This is a genomic window from Vibrio sp. Isolate23, assembly GCF_022398095.1.
Classification (GTDB): Bacteria; Pseudomonadota; Gammaproteobacteria; order Enterobacterales; family Vibrionaceae; genus Vibrio; species Vibrio coralliilyticus_A.
In genome coordinates, this window is the sequence record NZ_JAKEUV010000001.1 from 1,258,916 (window position 1) to 1,282,706 (window position 23,791).

The window sequence follows — 23,791 nt, forward strand, 5'->3', positions numbered from 1 at the left end:
GTTCTAGCCGTTGTCGTACTCTTTGACAAACTCTCCTAGTCTTATTTAAATCTGCTCTATTTCACACTTCAATATGCAACTTAATGCTTTTTCTGATAGGTTGAATTTGGAAAGGTGCACACTCATTTATGTCTGTTATAGTCATGCTTTTCATGGGGTTACAAACATATCTGTACCTATTACTATAAATTAGAGGAATTCGATGGATATCATTTTTGGGGATGTGCTGCTTTTAAATGGGGTAGGTAAGCTATCAAAGCCTAATAAAATTTTTCAGACTAAACGTAGAAAAAACGAAGCGGCTTATAGCCATGTTGCACTATGTTTAGGGCCAAATATCGTGGTTCATGCGATGCCTAATCAAGGCGTCCACATCGTGACATTCGAATCCATCTTAGAAGAATTTGGTGAAGACTGGATGGTAATACGGAACAAGACATTAGCTGCAACTGCAAAAGATTCAGTGGTTGGAGCAGAATATGCCATGGATGCACTTTATCACTTAGGAAAAAGATATGATTTATTGACGATTTTCTCTGGTAAAAAAGCCGATGAGTCGTTTGTTTGTTCTAACTTTGTTGCTGCTTGTCTAAATACTCACAACATTAAAGTAGGGAGAACCGTCAATGATGTACTGCCTGTTGATTTCCAATTATGTCTAGAGAGTGATGAGTGGGCTGATGTTACTTCAGAGCACAAAGGTTTCTACAAATATAGCTGCAACGATTATGCGGAACAACAAATCGAAACGTATTATCAGATTTGGAATAACGCTAAGTCACTCGCCAAATTGTACGAGTTAGCTCGAAAGTTTGATGAAGCACATAAGCGCCTAGACAAAATCGTAGGCTATCAGCCTGTTGAGCTTGAACAGCCAGATCTTGGGTTTTGGGATACCGATCTTCGAAAGTAATTGATGACGAATAGAGTGTGTTAGCCGGTCACTATATTCGGTAGAAACGACTATCTAATGAGTTGATCCTCTGCAGTTAATGACTCTTTATGAAGGAAAACAGAATGAAAGAAGTGGCTTTAATCACACTTCACGGCATGGGGAAAATAAAGCCTGATTACTATGATGTGCTTGAGGAACGTTTGAAGGAAGAGTTAGGTTCAGAGTGGGCTAAGGTATCATTTCAAAACGTTCAGTATGCACCTATTTTACAACAGCCAGAAGATGAACTTTGGCAAGCGATGATCTCAGAACCGAGCAATGAGCTCGATGCCATTCGATTAAGACAGTTCTTTCTATATGGATTCGGAGATGCTGGATCACTTGAGCACAGTGCAAGCAGGCAAAACGAAAAATATCTTGCAGTTCAGGAGGCTATTTTTAATACACTTGAACATGCGTATATAGATATAGGGAACAAGGCGAGTAGACCGGTGATCATCATTGCTCAGTCTTTAGGTTGTCAGGTGATTTCGAACTATATATGGGATGCTCAACACGATCTTAATAAGTTCGAGAACTATAATGATGATGACCACAAGAAATCCTTCATGAAGTTAGAAACTTGTGAAAACCTCATTACCACGGGTTGTAATATTCCTCTGTTTAATGCAGGACTGCAGAATAGAGTATGTTTTGCAAAGCCGGCAACCTCATTCCGTTGGGATAATTATTATGATCCTGATGATGTACTTGGCTGGCCTTTGAGGCAATTAGGTAACACTTATGACTTGATTGTTAAAGATCACCCGATAAATTCAGGTGGTTTGATGGCGTCTTGGAATTTATTCAGCCATGCACGGTATTGGAGCGACAAAGACGTAATTAAGCCATTGGTGAGGATCATTAGGTCAAAACTCAGCTAACCACTGACACCTTGTGTTACTTATTCAGAGCAATATGGCGTTAATTATGAAAGAAACCTTGTCTGAGGAATGAACAATAATGAGCGCTATGTTATCGAGCTAATTGACTCGTTGTGCTTGGCATTTATTTAGAGAGCAGCATCCTTATTAAATTGGAATTAACCTCTCGTTGCTCTTTGTTATTAAATTTGTTGAAAGTGGGGTTTATATTAAACTTTCTTGAATTGTTATTAGTGCTATTGCTTAAAATTGCGACACAGGTTTTAGTAATTCAATGGATAAAATCTAATCTATATTTCGGACTTATAAAATAAAAAGGAAACAAGATGAGTTCTCCGTTGAATAAAAGCGTCTTACTGGCGTCTCTATTTCTTACCCCTACGCTTGCTCTGGCTGAAATGACCAATGGTGATTTCGAACAATGGAGCAGTTCCTCTCCAACTGGGTGGAACACAATCGACAGTGGCATTTCGGTGTCACAGGAAACCAGCATTGTAAAAAGTGGTAGCAATGCAGCAAAAGTGACGGTCAATACCGGAACGCAAAGCAACACGGACTTTCAGCAGTCTGTAAATGTGGTATCAGGGCAGACGTATAACTTTTCTGTGTCTGTTTATCACACTGAAGGCAATGTTAAAGCACGCCTGTATGTGGATGGATACCAAAATTACAGCGTACCTAGCCAAACCGGTCAATGGCAGGATATTGCTTATTCGTACACGGCCAGCAGTACCAAGAGCATTAACGTTGGGTTGCGCTTCTATGATGAGTCTGGATTTGATGGTTCTGAAGTCGTCTACATAGATAACTTCCAGCCATCTGATGGTGCTGTAACACCGCCTCCGACAACTTGTAGCAATCATGAAGTCACGCTCAACCTGACGACAGACAGTTATGGCTCTGAAACAAGCTGGACACTGAAAAACAGCAGCAATCAGACTCTATACTCTGGCTCTGACTATGGTAATAACACCAGCTATGAAAAGGCGATGTGTGTTGAATCAGGCTCGTATGTGTTTGAAATCGTTGATTCCTATGGCGATGGCATCTGCTGCAGCTCTGGAAATGGGTCTTACACGCTAACCTCTAACGGTCAAACTCTTGCGTCTGGTGGCGACTTTACTAATTCTTCCCAGCACTCCTTTACGCTTGGTGGTAGCGACCCTGATCCAGAACCACCAGTGCTCGGTGACTACTACAAATCAGCTGAAGGTAAGACAGGCTATACGCTGAAGACAGCGCTGTATAACATCATCAATAACCACAACTCGCAAGGTTACTCTGCCGTTTGGGATTTGGTCAAAACCGCTGATATCGACAACTACTATGAGAAGGACGGGACGATTCTCGATATCTACTCAGAGAAGGTATCTGGCAGTGATTCGATTAACTTTACTAAAGTGACAGACCAATGCGGTCAGTACAGTAAAGAAGGTGACTGTTACAACCGCGAACACTCTTTCCCTAAGAGTTGGTTTGGTGGAAAAGTGGAACCAATGAACTCGGATGGTCACCACTTGTATGCGACAGATGGCTACGTGAATGCGAAACGCAGCAACTGGCCATTCGGTGAAGTGGGTAGCGCGACGTACACGTCTTCTAACGGCTCAAAAGTCGGCTCTGCAGCTTCTAGCCTAGGGTACTCTGGTACTGTGTTTGAACCTATTGATGAGTTCAAAGGTGATTTGGCCCGTGCGTATTTCTACATGGCGACACGCTACGAAAACGAGATCGCTAATTGGGAAGGGAACAGCGATAACTCTAACGCTGTGCTCAACGGTAGCAATACAACAGTATTTGAACCTTGGGTTTTGGCTATGTTAATACGCTGGCATGCCAATGACCCAGTTGACCAGAAGGAAATTGATCGCAACAACGCGGTGTACAATTTCCAAGGTAACCGTAACCCATATGTTGACCACCCAGAGTTCGTCAACATGGTTTGGGGAGACTAACTAAAACAATCAAAGGCCTAACATATGTTAGGCCTTTTGGTTTGCGTGAAAGTACTAGTCCATAAAGGCTAATTCAAATGTGGTTCCGCCTTGAGTGACGTACTCAACTTTTACGTTTTCTCCCGAGAGATCAGCAGAGTAGATTTCTTGCTTTCCGATTTGTACCCAGTAAAGCTTTCCTGCATCGAAATCGACTTCCATATCTACAACGCCTTCAAATCCGTTACTTTCGTCAATTGAAAGGATTTTTTCGACCTTTCTCGATTCTCCTTTGATGTTTGCGCGATAAATGCCATGTTCGTTAGCAAAGTAAAGGAACTTGTCTTTCGGATCAAAATGCATTGCGATGATTTTGTGCCAATCCTCGTCGTGGTCGATACCGTCTTCAACCGATAATTCTTGGCGTCTGTCTACAGTTGAGTGTTCACCTAATGGAAAGCTGATGACTTCCGTTTCTTGGTTAACGCCCAGTGCCATATACATTCGTTCGTTAGCGTTATCGATAGCCAATGCAGTGTTGTTCGCACAGTAGGCAATACCACACTCTTCCATCGTATCTCCGAATATAAACCGGAAATCTTCTCCCTCAATTGGCGCTCCTGGTGAATCTGTGTAGTCCGGATAAACCTCAACCACAGTGTCTTGAGTGATACTAGAGGTATACACTTGTCCCGTTTCTTTATCGACCACAACCGGAATATCACCAGCCATAGGAATTCGGTTCACCATCCGGTATTTTTGACCGTCCAAAGTGACACGTGATAAGGCTTGAGTACTTGGAGAGCTTGTCGTCACGTAGATTGAATTCTCTGTCACTGCCAAACGACCACCGTAATTAATATCCGCTAACTTAGTTGTTGTTTTGGAATCAAGGTCGAGAACTTGAAGCTCATTATACTGCTTATCATCGTAGTCAGTGACTAAGTAAAGATCTTTCGCAACAGTGTTGTAGCTTACAGTAATAAGCGCTATAGCGGAGAGAGTTCGTAGTGTAGGTTTCATTGGTTCCTCGTTTGAATAGGTTGTTTAAAATTAGATGGAGGTTCATGACGCGTCGAACATGAGTTTAAATCTAGTTGCATATAAATTGTTTTCTAGATGATTAATAATCATTAAGTGGGTTTGAGATTGTTTTTGGAGATTTGAGGTTAGGGTGTTAGGAGTGCTGAGGTTTATCGTGGTTGTCTAAGCTTGATACATCAAAGGAATGGGAGGTAGTGCCAGTTGAATTTTGGAGTGAAAGGTAAAGAAAACTAAAAGAGATGGTGTTAGCCATCTCTTTTAAAAACTATCGATTCTTGCTGTAGTCAATAAGCACTATTTATACTCACCTCGGATTGACGCTTCACGATACGCATCTAACTTGCCTTCTGCTTTGAGTTTCGCCAGACCACGGTTAAAGGCATCGACTAACTCTTGAGCGCGAGGAGATTTTTTCGAAATGATCACGAAGTAATCTCTTGCTGATAATGTCTTGGCATTAGGTTCAATTTTGTCGGTTAAATTGAGTTTGGTGATGGTTTCCATACCAACGTCCATATCCTCCAATACGATATCTAGGCGGCCTGCACTGAGCTTTTTGTAATTGTTTTCTGCACTAGCAATACGCTGTATATTGATTAGCCTAGCTTTTTCCATATCTTCGACTCCATAGGCGTAACCAGTCACACCGCCGATTTTGAAGTTCTTAAGATCTTCTTTGCTGCTCCAGTTTACAGGTTTACTTTTTTGTTGGAATAATCCAGTGCTTAACGTAATAACAGAGTCGGTATAATGAAAAAACTGCTCCCTATCTGAATTCTTACTCCAAATAAGAGAACCATCAAAATTACCGGCTTTGGCTTCTTCAAAGCCACGCTTCCATGGCATGTAAGTAAATTCCACCTGGTAGCCTTCTGCTTCGAATGCTTCTTTAACAATTTGAGTCATGAAGCCGCCATTTTTAAGCGATTTGGATTGATAGGGTGCCCATTCGCCATTAGCGAGTTTAACGGTGTTAGCTTGAGCAAAGTTGATAAAAAGTAGAGATAAGGTCAGATATAAAAAGGTTTTAACTAAGCTGCGCATTTTTTCTTCCTTAAACATGCAAATAGATTCAATAAAAGAATAGTTGCTGATAAGGATATCACCAGAAAGTTTAAGGTTATCTGTGACAATAAACCCGAGCGCTGGAAGTTCAGTGAATAAAAGAGCACCGATTCACAGTGTTCTGGGAGTTCAAAATTCACTCTCAACTTCAAAAACCATGGGTTGCTTACTGTAGGGATGTTCTATCTCTAGGCGTTGTGCATGAAGATGTAATCGCTCGGCGCGTTGACCATAGAGACCATCGCCGACCATGGGTAAGTTGAGCCCAAGGTGATGAGCACAGTGAACTCGAAGCTGATGGGTTCGACCGGTTTTGGGGTACAGGTACAGCTTGGAGCGGCCATCTCGTGTTTCAATCAACTCCCAATAGGTTTCGGCAGGTTTTCCATGCTCAAAGCAGACGAGCTGTCGGGGGCGATCATCAGGGTCGCCTCGCATTGGTAAATCTATTTGACCACTGGTTTGGCTTACCTTACCTTCAAGTAGCGCGACGTAGCGCTTTTGCACTGAGCGGGAAATGAATTGCTTCTGCAGGCTCTTGTTCGCACGCTTTGTTAGAGCGAAAACCAGTAACCCTGATGTCGCCATATCCAGTCGATGAATCACGAAAGGGCCTTCCACATCTGGATAGCGTTGCTGCAAGCGTGTGTAAGCTGAATCCTTGATGGTTTTGCCGGGGACAGACAGTAGCCCTGAAGGTTTATTGACGACAACCATAGCTTCATCTTCAAATAAGATCTCAAGCTCTTTGTCTTCTGCCCAGTTTTCTTCCAGCGGATTATCATCAACGGTCATTCCTTCCAGCATGTGGCCCAAAATAGGGAAGCACTTACTATGGCAAGAAGGGTAGAACTTTCCGTGTTGGCGAACTTCTGATTTTGGCGAGGCCCCCCACCAGAACTCGGCTAATGCCAACGGCTTAAATCCATGCTTAAAGGCAAAGTGCAGCAGTTTTGGCGCGGCACATTCGCCAGCGCCTGCTGGTGGTACGGGCGCACTGGTCGGTTTGAATATCGCATTGAGGGACTTCTCTTCCCCTCTGATATTTAGAAAGCGGTAGTTATCAAACAGCTTATTTTGCAACGTATTAGACAGTGTTTTACGCTGCTCTTTCAATGCATTCAAGCTGGTATTTAACTCATCTAGCTCGTGTTGTAAGACGGCGATTTTTTCATCCCACTCCAGCTTGAGATATTTAAGCACGTTTTTTTCAGCAACGCTTTGCTTTGCCAATTCATCAAGCCTATTTTGCAGCGCTTCTCCGACTAGTGAGGATTCAGCCAGTTTGCGTTGTGCTTTGCGCTCAGCTCGGCCTGTAATCATTGCGTCGCGCTGTAATTGCTCCTGCTGCTGATACTCAGAAGTTAGCAAGTTTATCTGTTCGGTCAGATCGGCAATACGAGGGTTGCTTTTTAGTTGATTGAACTTTTGATTCGCCGCCATGATTTCAGCGGTTTCCGCCCGAAAGAAGCTTTCTTCTGTCAGCATATCGAAAACGGGTGGGACAAAGCTGGGTAGCAAGTTTTGGTCGGCTATTTTTCCTGAAAAGGCTGAAAGGTAACCAATCTTGCCATCTGGTGACTGAACAAGCAGCACACCGAACATTTTGCCAGTGCCCTTTGAGTTTCCATCGACACCGAAATTATGCTGCCAATCCGTTTGCGTAACTAAGTGCTCTTGCAGTTCCTGAGCCGCAAGCTCACATAGTGGATGTGGTTGATAGAAAAAGGGAAAGGTGAACTTGTCAGGTAAGCTGTAACCATCAATGGGTGCTTTGAAAAGAGTAAACAAATGTTCAGGTTGATGCATTTTAACTTGCCGTTGCGACGAAAAACTGAAGGCAGGATTCTACCTGTTTGAGGCGTGATTTCCAGCTTCGTCATGTGAAGGTTCGTAGCAATGTTCTCCATGAGATAAGAAATGTTATGAAAGGCAAGAGGTACTCTTGATTACGTCCGTGGTTAACTCTAAGAGAATAATGATTAATTCGGTGTGATTTTATAAATATTAATTCGTGTGACAATATATAGGAAGCACCTCTCCATATTATTTATTAATAATATGATGATATTTGTCTTTACTAATTATATACAGTTATTAGTGTTCTAGCTTTTATTTGTTGTATTTATTTTAAATTGAAATTTTTATTGTTTTGTCTTTTTAATTAAACGAAATTTTAACAATTCATGTTTATTAATAATTATCTATAGAGAGCTTGCTCTATTTTTGATGGAAATAAAGGCAGTATTATGAGTCGTTGTACAACTACAGATAAAATATTCAATAAAAGTAAACAGACGCCGCTTTCTGAAGTGATGTCGAAAGCATTATCAAGACGTACTATGTTAAAAGGTACAGGAGGTGTCGCTGCTTTTGGCGCTATGAGTTCTTTTGGCCTGACTGATTGTGATACTGATGAAACTACAGTGGAGGTATCTGAGCGAGTCAACTCATTGGGCTTTGAGTCAGTGAGTGCAAAATCGAAAGATGCCTTTACTGTGCCTGAAGGGTATTTTGCGCAGGTATTAGCTCCTTGGGGGACTCGATTATTCTCGGTTTCTTCTCATAATGATTTTATTCAACCATTTAAACAAGATGGAACAAATAGCGATATAGACCAGTTGCATTCTGTTGGGCAAATGCATGATGGTATGCATTATTTCCCACTGGATGATACTCAGGGTATTTTGTGTATGAACCATGAGTTTATAAACCAAAATACTTTACATGAAGATGATTTTGAATCTAACGATAGGGATTATTTGGATCGTCGGCTTCCAAATTATGTCCGTAAAGAATATTACGCTCATGGCGTATCCGTGGTGCATATTAAGCTGGAGCAAAGTGTTTGGCAGGTAGTGATTGATAGCCCTTACAATCGTCGAATTCATTTATCCACCGAAATGGATGTCACTGGCGCGATTACTGAGGGTGACTTACTGACGACCAAATTCACTGTTGAAAACAATAAGTCGAACGTAACTCATGGGACTTACAATAATTGTGGTAATGGTTTTACTCCATGGGGCACTTATTTGACTTGTGAAGAAAACTGGCCTAGTCATTTTAAAATTACCTCTGAGCCAGACGATGTTCAAAAACGCTATGGCACGACAAGCGACAAAGCTTACGGAGACTGGGATTCCCCACCGCAGCAAGATGAGAATTTTACAGGTGAATTTAAGCGCTGGGATATTTCAGTCTTAGGAGCGAGCCCTGAAGAGGATTTTCGTAACTACGATAACGGCTTTGGTTATATTGTTGAAATTGATCCCTATTCTCCAAACGCTAAGCCAGCTAAGCGTTCCTCTCTAGGCCGATTCCGCCATGAAGATTGTACCTATGGTGTGCTTGAACCGGGTAAACCTGTCGTCTTCTATAGTGGGCATGATGGCCGATATGAGTACGTTTATAAGTTTGTATCGGATGCATTATGGGATGAGAGTGACGCGAGTGAAAACTTATCCGCTGGCGCAGATCGTATGGCGATTGGTGCCAAATATATGGATCATGGCACATTGTATGTTGCACGTTTTGATGAGCAGGGCAAAGGTGAGTGGCTACCGTTGACTGAAAACGCTATCGACCTTGATGGTAACCGCCTTGGAGATACCATTGGCAGCCAAGCAGCTATTATTCGCAATACGATTGGCGCAGCAGATGCGGTGGGAGCTACGCCAATGGATCGTCCAGAATGGACTGCAGTGGATTACAAAACGGGGCTGGTTTATCTCGCGTTGACAAACAACACTGATCGCCACGATGGAGATGTGGATGCTGCTAACCCTCGTCCGAATAACGAATATGGTCATATTATTCGTTGGAAAGAAGGTGAAGTTGCGACAGAGTTTGAGTGGGAAATCTTTGCTTTTGGTTCTTCAGCTGAAGCTGATGCATCGAGTGTTAACTTGTCCGGCCTAACCGATGAGAATGAGTTCTCCTCCGTTGATGGAATTAGCTTCGATCAGCGCGGGATTTTATGGCTTCAAACCGACTCTGGTGCCAAAGAGAAAATTGATGTCGATAATCAGATCTTAGCTGTGGCACCTGATGCTCTTTCTCATTCTGCTAATGGTGTGCCTGTCGTCAATGTAGGTAACCAAGAACACCTCAAACGCTTTGCAGTGGCACCAAAAGGGGCGGAATCGACAGGTATTACTTTCACACCGGATTTTCGTCATATGTTTACTAACGTTCAGCATCCATCGAACTGGCCACATGATGCATTGAATGCATCGGCGGAAACTCCTGATGACGGGCGAGCTTGGCGCCCTCGTTCAAGTACCGTTGTGATTTCACGTTACGATGGTGGGAAATTAGGAGTTTAGCTTCACTCATGGGGCAGGCGTGTGGGCCAGAGCATGTTTAGTCCATGATAATTCTGTGATACCACAGAACAAATGGAAAATCCCCTTAGTCTGGGTGACTGAGGGGATTTTTATTTGGCTTTGTATGTTTATTTGAACATGTGTTTCGCGTGGAACATTAAGTGTTCATCAATAAAACTCGAAATAAAGTAATAGCTGTGATCATAGCCCGTTTGCATGCGCAGTTCTAAATCTGAACCGTGGATTTCTGCCGCGGCGATCAGAGCTTCAGGCTTTAGCTGTTCGATAAGAAAGTTATCGGCATCGCCTTGGTCGACCAGAATGGGTATCGGAGACGGTGCTCGCCTGAGAAGCTCGCTAGCGTCGTAATCCTTCCAGCTTTCAACGTCGTTCCCCAGATAAGCGCTAAAAGCCTTTTGACCCCATGGACATTGCATTGGGTTACTTATTGGACTAAAAGCGGAGATGGAACTGAAGTGAGAAGCATTTTTCAAACCAATCGTTAGGGCACCATGCCCTCCCATACTATGACCAGAGATCGCTTTCACGCCTGAAACGGGGAAGCTTGATTCGATAAGGTCAGGCAGCTCTTGTGCGACGTAATCATACATATGATAGTGTTCAGACCAAGGTGCCTGAGTCGCGTTAAGGTAGAAACCTGCACCTTTACCTAAATCGTAACCTTCGTCATCCGAGATGCCTTCACCACGTGGGCTGGTGTCGGGAGCGACGATGGCAATTCCTAGTTCAGCGGCTTTTTTGAAGGCCCCAGCTTTCTGCATGAAGTTTTCGTCGGTGCAAGTGAGGCCTGAAAGCCAGTATAAAACAGGAACAGGGGAGGTTTTGCTTGCGTTAGGCGGCAAAAAAATGGCGAAACGCATAGTGCAGTTTAGGACTATGGAATCATGGATGTATTGCTTGTGCCAGCCACCTGCGACTTTGTTTTGGCTTATGTTGGATAAACTCATTGTTAGTCTCTCAGATAAAGCCGTCACACGATAAGATGCAGCGGCTTATTGACGGGTTAAACGGGCATTATTGATCCATATGTATCACAGTACGGATACTCTTACCTTCATGCATTAAATCAAACGCTTCGTTGACGGAGTCAAGGCCCATAGTGTGAGTGATGAACTCCTGAAGCCCAAACTCTCCTGCCATGTAGCGTTCAACAATTTCTGGGAGTTCAGAACGGCCTTTAACGCCACCAAAAGCACTGCCACGCCATACTCGACCAGTGACCAGTTGGAACGGACGTGTAGAAATTTCCTGACCGGCTCCGGCCACGCCAATGATGACCGATTCCCCCCAGCCTTTGTGGCAACACTCCAATGCTTGACGCATGACATTAACGTTACCGATACACTCGAATGAGTAGTCGACGCCACCATCGGTCATCTCGATGATCACATCCTGAATGGGCTTATCGAGATTTTGCGGGTTGAGTACATCCGTTGCGCCTAGCTGTTGTGCCAGTTCAAACTTACTTTCGTTGATATCAATGCCGATGATGCGGCTTGCACCTGCCATACGAGCACCAATAATTGCGGAAAGTCCAATCCCACCTAAGCCAAAGATTGCGACGGTATCCCCTTTTTCGACTTTTGCTGTGTTCAGTACTGCGCCCATCCCGGTCGTGACCCCACAACCAAGGAGACACACTTCCTTAAGAGGCGCTTGTTTGTTGACTTTCGCCAGTGAAATTTCCGGCAAAACCGTATACTCAGAGAAAGTTGAACACCCCATATAGTGAAAAATAGTTTCCCCGTTGATGGAGAATCGGCTGGTACCATCTGGCATCAGACCTTTACCTTGAGTTTCACGGACTGCCTGACATAGGTTGGTTTTGCCTGAAGTACAGAATTTACATTCGCCACATTCCGCTGTGTATAGTGGAATAACATGGTCACCAACTTCTACGCTTGTGACACCTTCGCCAACCATCTCGACGATGCCGCCACCTTCATGACCAAGAATAGCTGGGAAGATACCTTCAGGGTCTTCACCAGAAAGAGTAAAAGCGTCCGTATGACAAACCCCTGTCGCCACGATGCGAACCAGTACCTCGCCTTTCTTAGGCAGTTGTACATCAACTTCTTCCATTTTCAGAGGCTCGCCAGCAGCCCAAGCCACAGCGGCTTTTGACTTGATAAACTCTTGACCTGGTTTGATATCTAATGCCATTGGATTTTCCTTTCTATGTAATTGTTTTTTGACGTTCTAAGCGTAGACGAGGAAGGTGTTTCTCGCTGTTCTACTTTGTTGGTCACCATTCTAGGTATTTCCTATGTAAAGATAATCCCTTTAAACTGAAAATGATTTTTACATTATTGTAATAATGGTAGGGTGTTATTTTAGGGTTAACAGGAGTGCGTAATGGCTAATTGGGAGGGGGTGAGTGAGTTTGTTGCAGTTGCAGAAATGCAGTCCTTTACGGCAGCAGCTAAGAAGCTGGATACCTCTGTGGCTCAGATCAGTAGGCGGGTTGCTGCCTTGGAAGAAAGGTTAGCAGTCAAGTTACTTAACCGGACAACGAGAAAAGTCTCTGCCACTGAAGCAGGGCAAGTTTACTACCAGCAGTGTAAACACTTAGTTGAAGGGCTAGAGTTGGCAGAATTGGCTGTGACTCAAATGCAGTCAACCCCCAAAGGGTTACTCAAAATCACAGCTCCGGTGACCTATGGTGAAACACATTTAGCCCCACTTTTACTCGACTTTCTTGAGTCTTACCCTTTGGTTGATTTAGATCTTAACCTGACGAATCAAAGGATTGAACTCATTGAAATGGGTGTCGATGTCGCGATTCGATTAGGTCGCCTCGAGGATTCTAGCTTAGTGGCCAAGCGGTTATCTAGCCGTCAGCTTTATGTGTGCGGTAGCCAAGACTATTTAGCCTGCTATGGAGAGCCACATACGCTATCTGAGCTGGATAATCACCACTGCTTAGTTGGATCTATTGATTATTGGCGCTTCAAAGAAAATAAACGAGAAAAGTCACTGCGTGTCTCAGGTCGTATTCACTGCAATTCTGGGGCGGCATTATTGGATGCGGCAAAGCGCGGCTTAGGTTTAGTTCAGCTCCCCGATTATTACGTCAAGGAAGGGCTAGATTCTGGGGAAATAGTAGAAGTATTGTCTGACTATCGGGGTGACAGAGAAGGGATTTGGGCTTTATATCCTCAAAACCGAAACCTGTCACCCAAAGTACGTCTGTTGATTGATTTTCTGGCCGATAAATTAGGTGGGAGTACTAGGTTCTAAGTCAGCATCCTGAATCGACTGCTCAACCATTTCTGCGATCTCTTCGGCTTGTTCAGGAGCCGTTTCTGAAATGGCGTTGACCCACTCTTCAACCGATTCCGTGAGATTACTGTCTTCACGGTCGGCGGGTCTCAAGTTGCTGTTGTTCTCTACCATATTTGCCACTAACTCCTGGCTGACTTCAACAAGCATATCTGGATCGTGTTCAGCCAGTGTTTCAATCACTTTGGTTGGTGTATCGTCCATGGATTCGGTAATCGCAGCTAATATAGACATTGCATTTTCCGGCTCTTTTTCAACCAGCCACTCTACGAGTGCTTCTATCTGATTATCGTCAGACTCAGCCAGACGTTTCGCTATGTCCACAGAGAGCTCAGGGTTGGTTAGCGTCATCGCTCTGAAAAGCAGAACGGTATCGATGCTCTCGATTTGCGCAGCACGCTCTGCGATCGACACTGCCCATTCAGGCTGCTTGTTAGCCAAACTGCGAATAAAGGTAATGGCATTTGAAGGGTGTGATGCCGCCAGTTCTTCGACTTGTTCCAAAGCTTCTTCTACATACAGAGAATATTCTTGATACTCAGTTCGAGGGTCCAGCTCACTGTGAATCGATGTCGGTGTATGCATCACGAAGCTTTCTTGGTCTTCGACTGGCAGAGCTTCACGCACTGACATGCGATAAATAGTAAAGATGATAAGGCCTAAATCCACCATGATAAGGAAAGTGAACAAGGCACTATTCTCAAATTGAGCCATTAATACTGACACAGTGTAGGGGCCGACAATCGAACCAATCGCGTAAATGCAAAGTAAACCTGATAATACGGGGACTAGCTGGGCTTTCATTGCGCGGTCAAAGGTCTCGGAAATACTCAGCGGATACAAACAGGCGACAAGCCCCATCGTCATCGCAACCAAAAGCAATTGTGTTGTTGACCACTGCCAGTCAATGGATACTGGAAGTAGGAAACTGACGATAGCAAGTACAAAACAGCTTCCAAGTATGACTTTGCGTCGTTCAAATCGATCAGATAAATAGCCCATTGGCAGTTGTAATAAGATACCGCCAGCGGTAGCCGCTCCCATGAAAACAGAAAGCTGAAAGCCAGTAATACCCACGCCATCAGCGTATATGGGTAACATGTTGGCAATGGTGGAATACAAAACGCCACAAGTGAAACACGTAACAAACCCCAAGGGAGAGAGAACGTAAATCGACTTGAGTGGGATGGAATCGGATTGTTCGATCTGAGGCTCGAATTGAGAAATGAAAACCACAGGTGTTACCGAGATACTGAATAAAACGCCACACAAAATAAACAAGGTGGTTTCACTGGGTGGTGCAATGGCAAGGCCAAACTGACCTAAAGTGATAGCACTGAGAATGACAACCTGATTAACGGCAAGGATTTTCCCTCGATTGGACTCAGTTGACACGCTGTTAAACCAAGTGTCAAGAGTAGTCATCGCGCAGGCGATACAAAAGCCCATAATGGAACGCATAATCACCCATATCCAGACTTCGTAATTAAGCCCCATAATCAGAATGGCGCTGGCTCCTAAGCTGCCACACATGGCGAACGTTCTTACCAAACCAATGTTGCGTAGAATACGTTTGCCAAGAATTGCCCCCAAAAGAAAACCAACGGAGTACATGGAAAGAACGAAACCCATCGATTGAACACTGATGTTACTTTCGGAAAGGGAGACAGGAAGTAAGATGCCACTCAGGCCATGACTGCTCATCAATAGGAACGAGCTGATGAAGAGAAGGGTTAGTGGTCGTAGTGCTGCTGTAATAGTCATAACCTTTGATTTAAAAGCAAAAGGGCGTCACTTTCAAGGGGGACCAAAGGATTCGTTTCTGTTTGGTTGATCAAATATTCATAGACTGCACTTGAGTTTTCTTATATCACCCAGCTTAATTATCATGCCCAATAACATTGACAATCGCCTGTCTCGCTTCTGACATTGAGACACGATTGCCTCATTATCTTATTGCGCAATGAGATGGGTTCCTACTAGACGAAAAGGTGCAGATGAAACTCAAAATTATGGCTTTTTTTATTGCCACTGTTATTTGCCAACCTAGCGTATTTGCAGCAGAAGAAAATGCGCAAGAGATAAATAGCCAGACGGTTTATATCGATAAAAGTGATGACTGGGTAAAGCTAAAATCGGGTGAGGTGCTAAAAGGTGAGCTGTCTGGAACAGTAAAGAAGGAATCGAACTCCTACGATCAGGAAATTGAGTTTGACAGCGATGACCTTGGCGATCAAGAAATTGAGCTTGAAGATGTTTCGGTGTTGGAGACGGCAAGCTTTTTCACTATTCGAACCGCTAGTGGGGATATCTATGATGGTTACCTCTCAATTTGTGATAATAAACTGTATTTGAAAAAGGGCGATCAGGAGTTTTCTTTTCCTGTTAATCAGGTTGTTTCTATCTATCGTGGTGCAGAGAAGGATTCAGATTATTGGACGGCAGATCTGTATCTTGGATTGGATATTAGCAAAGGCAATACGGAAGAGTTCTCTTTGTTAGGCGAGGTTGAAGCAGAGCGCAATACGGTTGAGTCAAGAACGAAACTCAGTGCTCGCCATGAAGTGTCAGAGTCAAATAATGAGAAGACGGCACAGAAGAGCCAGTTTAATGGATCTTACGATATTTACCTCAACAACAGATTGTTTTTCAGGCCCGTAAAACTGTCCGTTCTTAGCGATGAATTTCAGAACTTGGATTATCAGGTGAATGCTTCAATGCAGGTAGGTTACTTTTTCGTGGCGGATTCAGATGCTGAGTGGGATGTGTCAATTGGTCCCGGTATGCAGTACAGTGAATTTTCGACGGTAGAAGCTGGTGAGGAAGACAGTGCCAGCAGTACGGTTTTAACCTTGGAATCCAACTTTGAATACGAGCTGACAAAGGATATCGACTTTAGTCATACTTACAATCTTGACTGGGCGAGTGATGACGCCGGTGGAATGCGACATAAGAACGACCTTGGTTTTGACATTGATCTTGTTGGGGATTTGGAGTTCAGTATTAAAGCTATCTGGGAACATATTTCACAAACTAAAGCTGACTCGGACGGTGTCGTACCCGAGAAAGATGACTACAAAATTAACTTCGGTTTGAGTTACGAGCTTTGAACAAACCAAAAAGCGAAGCACAAAGGCTTCGCTTTTTGATTACTGGTTTTCGTCAGCATCTTGTCGTTTTATCACCTTGTGGCCGTCTTCTGAAACGCCTTGTTTCCAATAACTACTGATATAGATATTTTCTCGTCCGACTTCCTTTTCATTGCGGAAATACTGTCTCAGTTGACGCATTGAATCAAACTCACAAGCACACCAAATAGACGCCATCCCCTCTAACCAAGTTAGCTTTCGAACCTGATCTACTAAAGATTGTGATGTATTAAGCCAGATGACTTCAACGTTTTTGGGAGCATCAATGGGTTGAATATCCTCTTCAGATTCTACTTGAATAACGGCATAACCTTTCGCTTGTTCAGGTAGGCTTCTCACTTTAACGCTTAAAGCGGGCAGCGCCGTCATATCTGCCACCATAAAGAACCAATCAGCTTGTAAATTCATCGTCGAAATAGAACCCGGTCCTGCGATTGAAATGGTGTCGCCCACCTTAGCACCCATTGCCCAGCGAGCGGCAAAGCCACATTGTAAATCCTGCGTGATATGGCGCACAAAGTCGACTTCAATTGCACATGCTTTTGGATCAAACTGACGAATCGTGTAAGTGCGCATGACAGGCCGTTCCGTCTCAGTCAGTTGGCTTAAATCCGTACTGCCTTCTTGATTAAACAAAAGCTTGATATAGCCGCCTTCACATTCGTTTGGAAAATCGGCAAGCCCAGAGCCTTGTAGTGTAATTCGCTGCATGTTAGGGGTAACGGACTCTGTCGATTGAACAATGAGCGTTTTTGCTGATGGCTTTTTCATATTTCTACTCGATAATTATTCTCTTTCGCATTTAGAGTAACAGTTATTTCATCAGTGAGACAGCAAATTTACAGTGTTAAAGCATTGGTACCGTTGAGCCAACCAGCAGTAAAGCCATGAGCAGGTTGAAGCTCCTCACTCTGATGTTGTTTGTTAACCATCGCTGCAGCTCGCGTCCAGCAAGAATCCAGAAACTGCCAGAAGGAAAGTTTGCAAATAGAAACGTACACGCGATGATCGAGAGTTCAAGCCAGCCACCGCCATTACTGTACAAGGTCACAGAGCTCAGGGCCATTGACCATCCTTTGGGGTTTACCCATTGGAAGCTCGCGGCACCGAGAAATGTCATTGGTTTGAAATCTTCGACATCTTTTGCTTTACCACTACAGGCAATTTTTATCGCGAGATAGCCCAAGTAAGCCAGACTGATATATTTTAGTACTGTATGAGTAACAGGATAGGTTTCAAACATACCTGTTAGGCCAATACCAACCAGCATGACCATAAAAGCAAAGCCAAAAGCGACTCCTGTCATATGAGGTAGGGTTCGTTTGTAGCCGACGTTAGCTCCTGACGTCATCAGCATGATGTTGTTTGGTCCAGGGGTGAAGGTCGAGACAAAGGCAAAAAGCGCCAGTGCGCCAAGTTGTTCCATTTCCATGATGGGCTCCTGTAATTGTTAGAAAGCAAGATTGTTGCGTTGGATGTGTTGTCTGACCGATCAAGTTCTATATTATGTGGATTAAGGCGCAATTTTGTGTTTTTATTCGAGTGTTAAGGCGATATTGCACAATTTAGGGGCGTTATGGATAAGTTTGACGAAAGAATATTGCATGAGCTCAAAATGGACGGACGAATCTCTAATGTTGAGCTCTCTGAGCGCATTGGTTTGTCTCCCTCTGCAACTTTACGCCGGGTTCAGGAATTAGAAAAGCAAGGTGTGATAAAAGGTTATCGCGCAGTACTGGATAGCAGCCAGTTAGGTGTTGGCTTTGCCGCTTATGTGTCTATCGGTCTGTCGAGTCACAGCAAGCAAGCACAACTTGAATTTGAAGAACACGTCAGATTTGTTGATGAAGTCGTTGAATGCCACAACATCACAGGTGCAAATGAGTATCTACTTAGAGTGGAAACAAAAGATCTTCCAAGCTACAAAAAGATTCATGCAGATGTACTTGGGGAGTGCCGTCAAGTCAACTCTATCACCACTATGGTGGTCATGGACTCACCTAAGGATGAACGGTAAAGCCTTCCGTCAGTAACAAGTTCATAAAGGGTATAGCAAGATAAATCAGACTAATGGATGAAAAGATGCCTCTGTGAGTGTCTTTTTTCTTTAGAATACATTAGAATCCGCTCTTGGTTCATTGAGAGGTTCATCTGTATTTGTTCCTAAAAGTGTACCGAGCTGAATAAATCTTCACTTTTTCTTCATGTAACTATCTGCTACATAAAGAAAATAAAACAAATCAAGTGTTGCTTGGTGTGCAACACCACTGTAAAGGACAGTTAAATGCCTATTATTACTCTTCCTGACGGTAGTCAGCGTCAATTTGACAACCCAGTTTCTACTCTAGACGTCGCTCAATCTATCGGTCCGGGTCTTGCGAAAGCGACCATTGCTGGTCGTGTTAACGGCAACCGAGTTGATGCGTGTGATTTGATTGAAGACGATGCAAGTCTTGAGATCATTACAGTAAAAGATGAAGTAGATGGTCTTGAAATCGTTCGTCACTCATGTGCACATCTATTGGGTCATGCGATTAAACAGTTATACCCAGAAGCAAAAATGGCGATTGGCCCGACCATCGACAACGGCTTCTACTACGATATCGACCTAGAGTACTCTTTGACGCAAGAAGATCTTGAAAAGATCGAAAAGCGCATGAAAGAGCTGGCAAAGACCAAATACCAAGTTATCAAGAAAAAGGTAAGCTGGCAGGAAGCACGCGATGCGTTTGAAGCTCGCGGTGAAACGTACAAGATTGAAATCCTTGACGAAAATGTATCTTGTGACGATCGTCCAGGCTTGTACCATCATGAAGAATATATCGATATGTGTCGTGGTCCTCACGTACCACATATGGGTTTCTGTCAGCACTTCACGCTACTGAACGTAGCGGGTGCTTACTGGCGTGGTAACAGCGATAACAAGATGCTTCAGCGTATCTACGGTACTGCATTCCACGACAAAAAAGCGTTGAAGGCGCATCTAACTCGTTTAGAAGAAGCGGCGAAGCGTGACCACCGTAAGATCGGTAAACAGCTAGACCTATTCCACATGCAGCAAGAAGCACCGGGTATGGTGTTCTGGCATCATAATGGTTGGTCTATTTTCCGTGATCTTGAAGTATTCGTCCGTGAGAAACTGACCGAATACGGTTACCAAGAAGTTAAAGGTCCGCTTATCATGGATCGCGTTCTATGGGAGCGTTCAGGTCACTGGGACAAATACGCAGAAGCGATGTTCACAACATCTTCGGAGAACCGTGAGTACGCATTGAAACCAATGAACTGTCCGGGCCACGTACAGATCTTCAACCAAGGTCTGAAGTCTTACCGTGATTTGCCGTTACGTATGGCGGAGTTTGGTTCTTGTCACCGTAACGAACCTTCTGGTGCACTACACGGTATTATGCGTGTGCGTGGTTTCACTCAGGATGATGCACACATCTTCTGTACTGAAAGCCAAATTCAGGACGAAGTTACGGGGTGTATCAAAATGGTCTATGATACATACCAAACTTTTGGTTTCGACAACATCGTCGTGAAACTGTCGACGCGTCCTGAAAAGCGTGTAGGTTCAGATGAGATCTGGGATCAGTCAGAAGAAGCGCTAAAGCAGTCTCTGGAGTCGATGGATATTCCATACGAAATCCAAGAGGGCGAAGGGGCATTCTACGGGCCTAAGATTGAATTTACACTGCACGACTGTTTAGACCGTGCATGGCAGTGCGGTACGGTTCAGCTAGACTTCAACCTACCAGGCCGTTTAGGTGCGACTTACGTGGATGAAAACAACGAACGTCAAGTTCCTGTTATGATTCACCGTGCGATCCTAGGTTCACTAGAACGATTCATCGGTATTCTGATTGAAGAATACTTCGGTTTCTTCCCGACTTGGCTATCTCCGGAGCAAGCAGTAATTATGAATATTACTGATAAGCAATCGGATTATGCTCAGGAAGTGGCCCAAAAACTACAAAAATGTGGAATTAGAGCTAAAGCAGACTTGAGAAATGAGAAGATTGGCTTTAAAATCCGCGAACATACTTTGAAGCGTGTGCCGTATATGCTGGTTTGTGGCGACCAAGAAATGGAAGCTGGAGAGATTGCAGTACGTACTCGTAAAGGCAAGGATCTCGGTAAGTTTAAAGTGGATGACTTTATCTCATACATCCAAGACGAGATTTCAAGCCGTAAGCTCAATCTGGAGGAATAAACTATTAAAGGCGGAAGACGCGGCCAAGTACCGGCCAAACAAAATGCTCATCGTTTAAACGGTGAAATTCGTGGCGTTCGTGAAGTTCGTTTAACTGGCGCTGATGGTGAATCAGTTGGCGTTGTTTCAATTCAAGAAGCAGTTGCAGCAGCTGAAGAAGCGGGTATGGATCTGGTAGAAATCAGTCCAAACGCTGAGCCACCAGTATGTCGTGTAATGGACTACGGTAAATTCCTCTTTGAGAAGAGCAAGTCTGCTAAAGAGCAGAAGAAGAAGCAAAAACAGGTTCAGATTAAGGAAGTAAAATTCCGTCCTGGAACTGATATTGGAGACTATCAGGTAAAACTACGCAACCTGACGCGTTTCCTTGAAGAAGGCAACAAAGTGAAGGTAACAATTCGCTTCCGTGGCCGAGAAATGGCACACCAAGAGATCGGTGTTGACGTTCTAAATCGTCTTAAGGAAGACACTGTTGATTTAGCAGTAGTGGAATCTTTCCCTAAGAAGATCGAAGGTCGTCAGATGATCATGGTGCTTGCCCCTAAGAAGAAGTAATTAACGGCTTACAAGTAATTAAACCCTGCCGTTTTTAAACGGCGGGGTTTTATTCGCCCTAATTACATGTTTATTAAACTACTACAATGCGGAGTTATTCATCATGCCTAAGATGAAAACCAACAAAGGTGCTGCTAAGCGTTTCAAGAAAACTGCTGGTGGTATTAAGTTCAAGCACGCTACTAAACGTCACATCCTGACTAAGCGTACTACTAAGAACAAGCGTCAACTACGTCCAAACGCAATCCTTCCTAAGTGTGAAGTGGCTGCAGTTGTTCGTATGATGCCATACGCTTAATTCTTTTTAGTTTATTTATCGTTTAGTTTAGGAGAAGCATAATGCCTCGCGTAAAACGTGGTGTACAAGCTCGTGCACGTCATAAGAAAGTTCTAAAACAAGCTAAAGGTTACTACGGTGCACGTTCACGTGTTTACCGCGTAGCTTTCCAAGCAGTTACTAAAGCTGGTCAATACGCTTACCGTGACCGTCGCAACAAGAAGCGTCAATTCCGTCAACTATGGATTGCACGTATCAACGCGGCATCTCGTCAGAATGGTCTATCTTACAGCCGTTTCATCAACGGTCTTAAGAAAGCATCTATCGAGATCGACCGTAAGATCCTTGCTGATATCGCGGTATTCGACAAATCTGCATTTGCAGTTTTAGTTGAAAAAGCGAAAGCTGCTCTTTAATTAGAGTTAGTTATTAGGATTAAGAAAAGGAGAGCTTCGGCTCTCCTTTTTTGTTTCTGCAACTCCCACATTTCATTCAAGACGACCAACTCCTTCGGTATTGGTCAAATGTTTCAATCCGTTCAGTACTTTTCTGCTGCCAATATATTGGATAGCAAGTCACAAATCGCACGATTAATCTGACTTAACGATTAGACATTGCTGTGACTGTGCTCCATCTATGCGTAATCGAGCATAATTGAGATTAAAATACACTCTAGATATGGGTTAAGAGCAAGGGACGTCGTGCACGATTATATTATTGTTGGTGGGGGCATAGTGGGTGCATCTACGGCATGGCAACTAAAACAAAAATACCCAGCTAAACGAATACTTCTGCTAGAGAAAGAAGCCGACTTTGCGCAGCATCAGACCGGCCACAATAGTGGTGTGATTCATGCTGGCGTTTACTATCAGCCCGGAAGTCTTAAAGCGGACTTTTGTAAGCGTGGCGTGCAGGCCACCATCAACTTCTGTCAGCGTTACGGTATCGACGTAGAAAACTGCGGGAAGCTCATTGTCGCAGCGACAGACGATGAATTAGAGAGAATGCAGGCGCTTTTCGAACGTTGCCAGCAAAACGAAATTGACGTTGAATTGCTTGACCAAGCTCAACTGAAATTGGCAGAGCCGAACATTACGGGCTTAGGAGCTATCTACGTTAAACAGACAAGCATTGTCGATTACAAAAAAGTTGCTCAATGCATGGTTGAAGAATTCACGGCCTCTGGTGGTTTGATTGGGTTGAGAACGAGAGTCGTAGCTGCGCAAGAGCTTGAAGAAGAGATTCAGCTTACTTGCGTCGCAGATGGGCAAACAATGCAGCTTAATACCCGACATTTGATCACTTGCAGTGGTTTAATGGCAGATAGAATGACGAGAATGTTGGGGATTAAAACTGATTTTCAAATCATTCCTTATCGGGGCGAGTACTATCAATTGCCTGAGAAGCACAATCAAATCGTGAATCATCTGATTTACCCTGTTCCTGACCCTGAGTTACCGTTTCTCGGCGTACATCTTACTCGAATGATCGATGGTAGTGTGACAGTTGGTCCCAATGCGGTTCAAGGCTGGAAGAGAGAAGGGTATTCGAGGTTTAACTTCAGCTTACGTGATACATTACAAATGCTGTTGTTTAAAGGCTTTTGGCGTGTCTCAGCGAAGCATTTAAAAACTGGGCTGGAAGAGTTAAAAAACTCATGGTGGAAGCCGGGCTATCTCAAATTAGTCAATAAATACTGCCCTGCGGTGGCATTGGAAGATTTACAGCCCTATCCTGCGGGTGTACGTGCCCAAGCTGTGCTAGGGGATGGTACGCTTGTTCATGACTTTTTGTTTTCTGAGAGTGCTCGAAGCCTTCATGTGTGTAATGCACCTAGCCCAGCAGCGACCTCAGCGATCCCTATTGGAGAATACATCTGTAAGAAGATAGAAGAAAAGTTTGAATGACTTCTGCTGTGAAGCCTTAATGAGAGTCTTTGAAAAGCTTTCGGGTCACACAAAACTTTTTCACCTTATCCAATTTTCTAGCGAGTCTTTCTTTATAGATACGGCATGTCGTTGCCGCTTTTGACCATACCTACGTGATGAACCATTGACGCTTCATGAGCATCTAACTTTTGTTATTTAAAGGAATTTCAGGGCTCT

20 protein-coding genes are annotated in these 23,791 nt (G+C 43.8%); 12 read left to right on the forward strand and 8 right to left on the reverse strand.

The genetic code is table 11. The annotated features are described in order from the left end of the window. Positions 1-202 precede the first annotated feature (202 nt). The 3 genes from L1D31_RS05620 (at position 203) to L1D31_RS05630 (ending at position 3,773) form a co-directional block, all read left to right on the forward strand. On the forward strand, positions 203-913 hold the full coding sequence (locus tag L1D31_RS05620; protein ID WP_239836071.1) for a YiiX/YebB-like N1pC/P60 family cysteine hydrolase: 711 nt from the start codon (positions 203-205) through the stop codon (positions 911-913). A gap of 104 nt (positions 914-1,017) precedes the next feature. Continuing rightward, positions 1,018-1,818, forward strand: a complete 801-nt coding sequence (locus tag L1D31_RS05625; protein ID WP_239836072.1) for a hypothetical protein — start codon at positions 1,018-1,020, stop codon at positions 1,816-1,818. Positions 1,819-2,144: 326 nt separating this feature from the next. Next, on the forward strand, positions 2,145-3,773 hold the full coding sequence (locus L1D31_RS05630) for an endonuclease (RefSeq protein WP_239836073.1): 1,629 nt from the start codon (positions 2,145-2,147) through the stop codon (positions 3,771-3,773). A 54-nt stretch (positions 3,774-3,827) separates the two neighbouring features. Here L1D31_RS05630 and L1D31_RS05635 read toward each other — a convergent pair whose 3' ends face one another. The 3 genes from L1D31_RS05635 to L1D31_RS05645 form a co-directional block, all read right to left on the reverse strand. Continuing rightward, positions 3,828-4,775, reverse strand: coding sequence for a hypothetical protein (locus tag L1D31_RS05635; RefSeq protein ID WP_239836074.1), 948 nt, complete (start codon positions 4,773-4,775; stop codon positions 3,828-3,830). Positions 4,776-5,090: 315 nt separating this feature from the next. Next, the gene (locus L1D31_RS05640) at positions 5,091-5,840 is read right to left on the reverse strand and encodes a transporter substrate-binding domain-containing protein (RefSeq protein ID WP_239836075.1); all 750 of its coding nucleotides are present in this window, start codon (positions 5,838-5,840) and stop codon (positions 5,091-5,093) included. A gap of 150 nt (positions 5,841-5,990) precedes the next feature. Next, positions 5,991-7,670, reverse strand: a complete 1,680-nt coding sequence (locus L1D31_RS05645) for an RluA family pseudouridine synthase (RefSeq protein WP_239836076.1) — start codon at positions 7,668-7,670, stop codon at positions 5,991-5,993. Positions 7,671-8,110: 440 nt separating this feature from the next. On the opposite strand from L1D31_RS05645, the gene L1D31_RS05650 reads away from it, so the two are divergent. Next, positions 8,111-10,189 (forward strand): PhoX family phosphatase, encoded by a 2,079-nt coding sequence (locus tag L1D31_RS05650; protein WP_239836077.1) that lies wholly within the window; start codon positions 8,111-8,113, stop codon positions 10,187-10,189. A gap of 128 nt (positions 10,190-10,317) precedes the next feature. On the opposite strand, the gene fghA is transcribed toward L1D31_RS05650, so the two are convergent. Together fghA and L1D31_RS05660 are read right to left on the reverse strand one after the other, a co-directional pair. Further along, entirely contained in the window at positions 10,318-11,157 is an 840-nt protein-coding gene (gene fghA / locus L1D31_RS05655; protein ID WP_239836078.1) for an S-formylglutathione hydrolase, read from the reverse strand. A 67-nt stretch (positions 11,158-11,224) separates the two neighbouring features. Continuing rightward, positions 11,225-12,373, reverse strand: coding sequence for an S-(hydroxymethyl)glutathione dehydrogenase/class III alcohol dehydrogenase (locus L1D31_RS05660; protein WP_239836079.1), 1,149 nt, complete (start codon positions 12,371-12,373; stop codon positions 11,225-11,227). Between the two features lie 192 nt (positions 12,374-12,565). On the opposite strand from L1D31_RS05660, the gene L1D31_RS05665 reads away from it, so the two are divergent. Then, a complete protein-coding gene (locus L1D31_RS05665) occupies positions 12,566-13,450 on the forward strand; it encodes a LysR family transcriptional regulator (protein ID WP_239836080.1) in 885 nt (294 codons plus the stop codon). Here L1D31_RS05665 and L1D31_RS05670 read toward each other — a convergent pair. Continuing rightward, positions 13,427-15,256 carry an MFS transporter gene (locus L1D31_RS05670; RefSeq protein ID WP_239836081.1) on the reverse strand — a complete coding sequence of 610 codons (1,830 nt, stop codon included), beginning with the start codon at positions 15,254-15,256 and terminating at the stop codon, positions 13,427-13,429. The two genes, L1D31_RS05665 and L1D31_RS05670, sit on opposite strands and share 24 nt — an antisense overlap. A gap of 233 nt (positions 15,257-15,489) precedes the next feature. Between L1D31_RS05670 and L1D31_RS05675 the strand changes: the two genes are divergently transcribed. Next, on the forward strand, positions 15,490-16,602 hold the full coding sequence (locus L1D31_RS05675) for a DUF481 domain-containing protein (RefSeq protein WP_239836082.1): 1,113 nt from the start codon (positions 15,490-15,492) through the stop codon (positions 16,600-16,602). A gap of 39 nt (positions 16,603-16,641) precedes the next feature. Here L1D31_RS05675 and L1D31_RS05680 read toward each other — a convergent pair whose 3' ends face one another. Both L1D31_RS05680 and L1D31_RS05685 read right to left on the reverse strand, forming a co-directional pair. After that, positions 16,642-17,412, reverse strand: a complete 771-nt coding sequence (locus L1D31_RS05680) for a siderophore-interacting protein (RefSeq protein ID WP_239836083.1) — start codon at positions 17,410-17,412, stop codon at positions 16,642-16,644. A gap of 76 nt (positions 17,413-17,488) precedes the next feature. Next, entirely contained in the window at positions 17,489-18,073 is a 585-nt protein-coding gene (locus L1D31_RS05685; RefSeq protein WP_239836084.1) for a LysE family translocator, read from the reverse strand. A 144-nt stretch (positions 18,074-18,217) separates the two neighbouring features. Between L1D31_RS05685 and L1D31_RS05690 the strand changes: the two genes are divergently transcribed. From L1D31_RS05690 to lhgO, 6 genes are all read left to right on the forward strand, one after another. Next, complete coding sequence (locus tag L1D31_RS05690; protein ID WP_239836085.1) at positions 18,218-18,658, forward strand: Lrp/AsnC family transcriptional regulator; 441 nt, start codon at positions 18,218-18,220, stop codon at positions 18,656-18,658. Positions 18,659-18,925: 267 nt separating this feature from the next. Continuing rightward, on the forward strand, positions 18,926-20,854 hold the full coding sequence (gene thrS / locus L1D31_RS05695) for a threonine--tRNA ligase (protein ID WP_239836086.1): 1,929 nt from the start codon (positions 18,926-18,928) through the stop codon (positions 20,852-20,854). Positions 20,855-20,857: 3 nt separating this feature from the next. Continuing rightward, positions 20,858-21,409, forward strand: a complete 552-nt coding sequence (gene infC, locus L1D31_RS05700; protein WP_071881323.1) for a translation initiation factor IF-3 — start codon at positions 20,858-20,860, stop codon at positions 21,407-21,409. A gap of 103 nt (positions 21,410-21,512) precedes the next feature. Then, the gene (gene rpmI, locus L1D31_RS05705; protein WP_019275792.1) at positions 21,513-21,707 is read left to right on the forward strand and encodes a 50S ribosomal protein L35; all 195 of its coding nucleotides are present in this window, start codon (positions 21,513-21,515) and stop codon (positions 21,705-21,707) included. Positions 21,708-21,748: 41 nt separating this feature from the next. Continuing rightward, a complete protein-coding gene (gene rplT / locus L1D31_RS05710; protein ID WP_021019837.1) occupies positions 21,749-22,102 on the forward strand; it encodes a 50S ribosomal protein L20 in 354 nt (117 codons plus the stop codon). Between the two features lie 285 nt (positions 22,103-22,387). Next, positions 22,388-23,593, forward strand: coding sequence for an L-2-hydroxyglutarate oxidase (gene lhgO, locus L1D31_RS05715; RefSeq protein WP_239836087.1), 1,206 nt, complete (start codon positions 22,388-22,390; stop codon positions 23,591-23,593). The last annotated feature ends 198 nt before the right edge of the window (positions 23,594-23,791 follow it).

Bases quoted from the DNA above. Each gene is read 5' to 3' on its own strand.
- L1D31_RS05620 (WP_239836071.1), top strand. From the start codon at position 203: ATGGATATCATTTTTGGGGATGTGCTGCTTTTAAATGGGGTAGGTAAG.
- L1D31_RS05625 (WP_239836072.1), top strand. From the start codon at position 1,018: ATGAAAGAAGTGGCTTTAATCACACTTCACGGCATGGGGAAAATAAAG.
- L1D31_RS05630 (WP_239836073.1), top strand. From the start codon at position 2,145: ATGAGTTCTCCGTTGAATAAAAGCGTCTTACTGGCGTCTCTATTTCTT.
- L1D31_RS05635 (WP_239836074.1), bottom strand. From the start codon at position 4,775: ATGAAACCTACACTACGAACTCTCTCCGCTATAGCGCTTATTACTGTA.
- L1D31_RS05640 (WP_239836075.1), bottom strand. From the start codon at position 5,840: ATGCGCAGCTTAGTTAAAACCTTTTTATATCTGACCTTATCTCTACTT.
- L1D31_RS05645 (WP_239836076.1), bottom strand. From the start codon at position 7,670: ATGCATCAACCTGAACATTTGTTTACTCTTTTCAAAGCACCCATTGAT.
- L1D31_RS05650 (WP_239836077.1), top strand. From the start codon at position 8,111: ATGAGTCGTTGTACAACTACAGATAAAATATTCAATAAAAGTAAACAG.
- fghA (WP_239836078.1), bottom strand. From the start codon at position 11,157: ATGAGTTTATCCAACATAAGCCAAAACAAAGTCGCAGGTGGCTGGCAC.
- L1D31_RS05660 (WP_239836079.1), bottom strand. From the start codon at position 12,373: ATGGCATTAGATATCAAACCAGGTCAAGAGTTTATCAAGTCAAAAGCC.
- L1D31_RS05665 (WP_239836080.1), top strand. From the start codon at position 12,566: ATGGCTAATTGGGAGGGGGTGAGTGAGTTTGTTGCAGTTGCAGAAATG.
- L1D31_RS05670 (WP_239836081.1), bottom strand. From the start codon at position 15,256: ATGACTATTACAGCAGCACTACGACCACTAACCCTTCTCTTCATCAGC.
- L1D31_RS05675 (WP_239836082.1), top strand. From the start codon at position 15,490: ATGAAACTCAAAATTATGGCTTTTTTTATTGCCACTGTTATTTGCCAA.
- L1D31_RS05680 (WP_239836083.1), bottom strand. From the start codon at position 17,412: ATGAAAAAGCCATCAGCAAAAACGCTCATTGTTCAATCGACAGAGTCC.
- L1D31_RS05685 (WP_239836084.1), bottom strand. From the start codon at position 18,073: ATGGAAATGGAACAACTTGGCGCACTGGCGCTTTTTGCCTTTGTCTCG.
- L1D31_RS05690 (WP_239836085.1), top strand. From the start codon at position 18,218: ATGGATAAGTTTGACGAAAGAATATTGCATGAGCTCAAAATGGACGGA.
- thrS (WP_239836086.1), top strand. From the start codon at position 18,926: ATGCCTATTATTACTCTTCCTGACGGTAGTCAGCGTCAATTTGACAAC.
- rpmI (WP_019275792.1), top strand. From the start codon at position 21,513: ATGCCTAAGATGAAAACCAACAAAGGTGCTGCTAAGCGTTTCAAGAAA.
- rplT (WP_021019837.1), top strand. From the start codon at position 21,749: ATGCCTCGCGTAAAACGTGGTGTACAAGCTCGTGCACGTCATAAGAAA.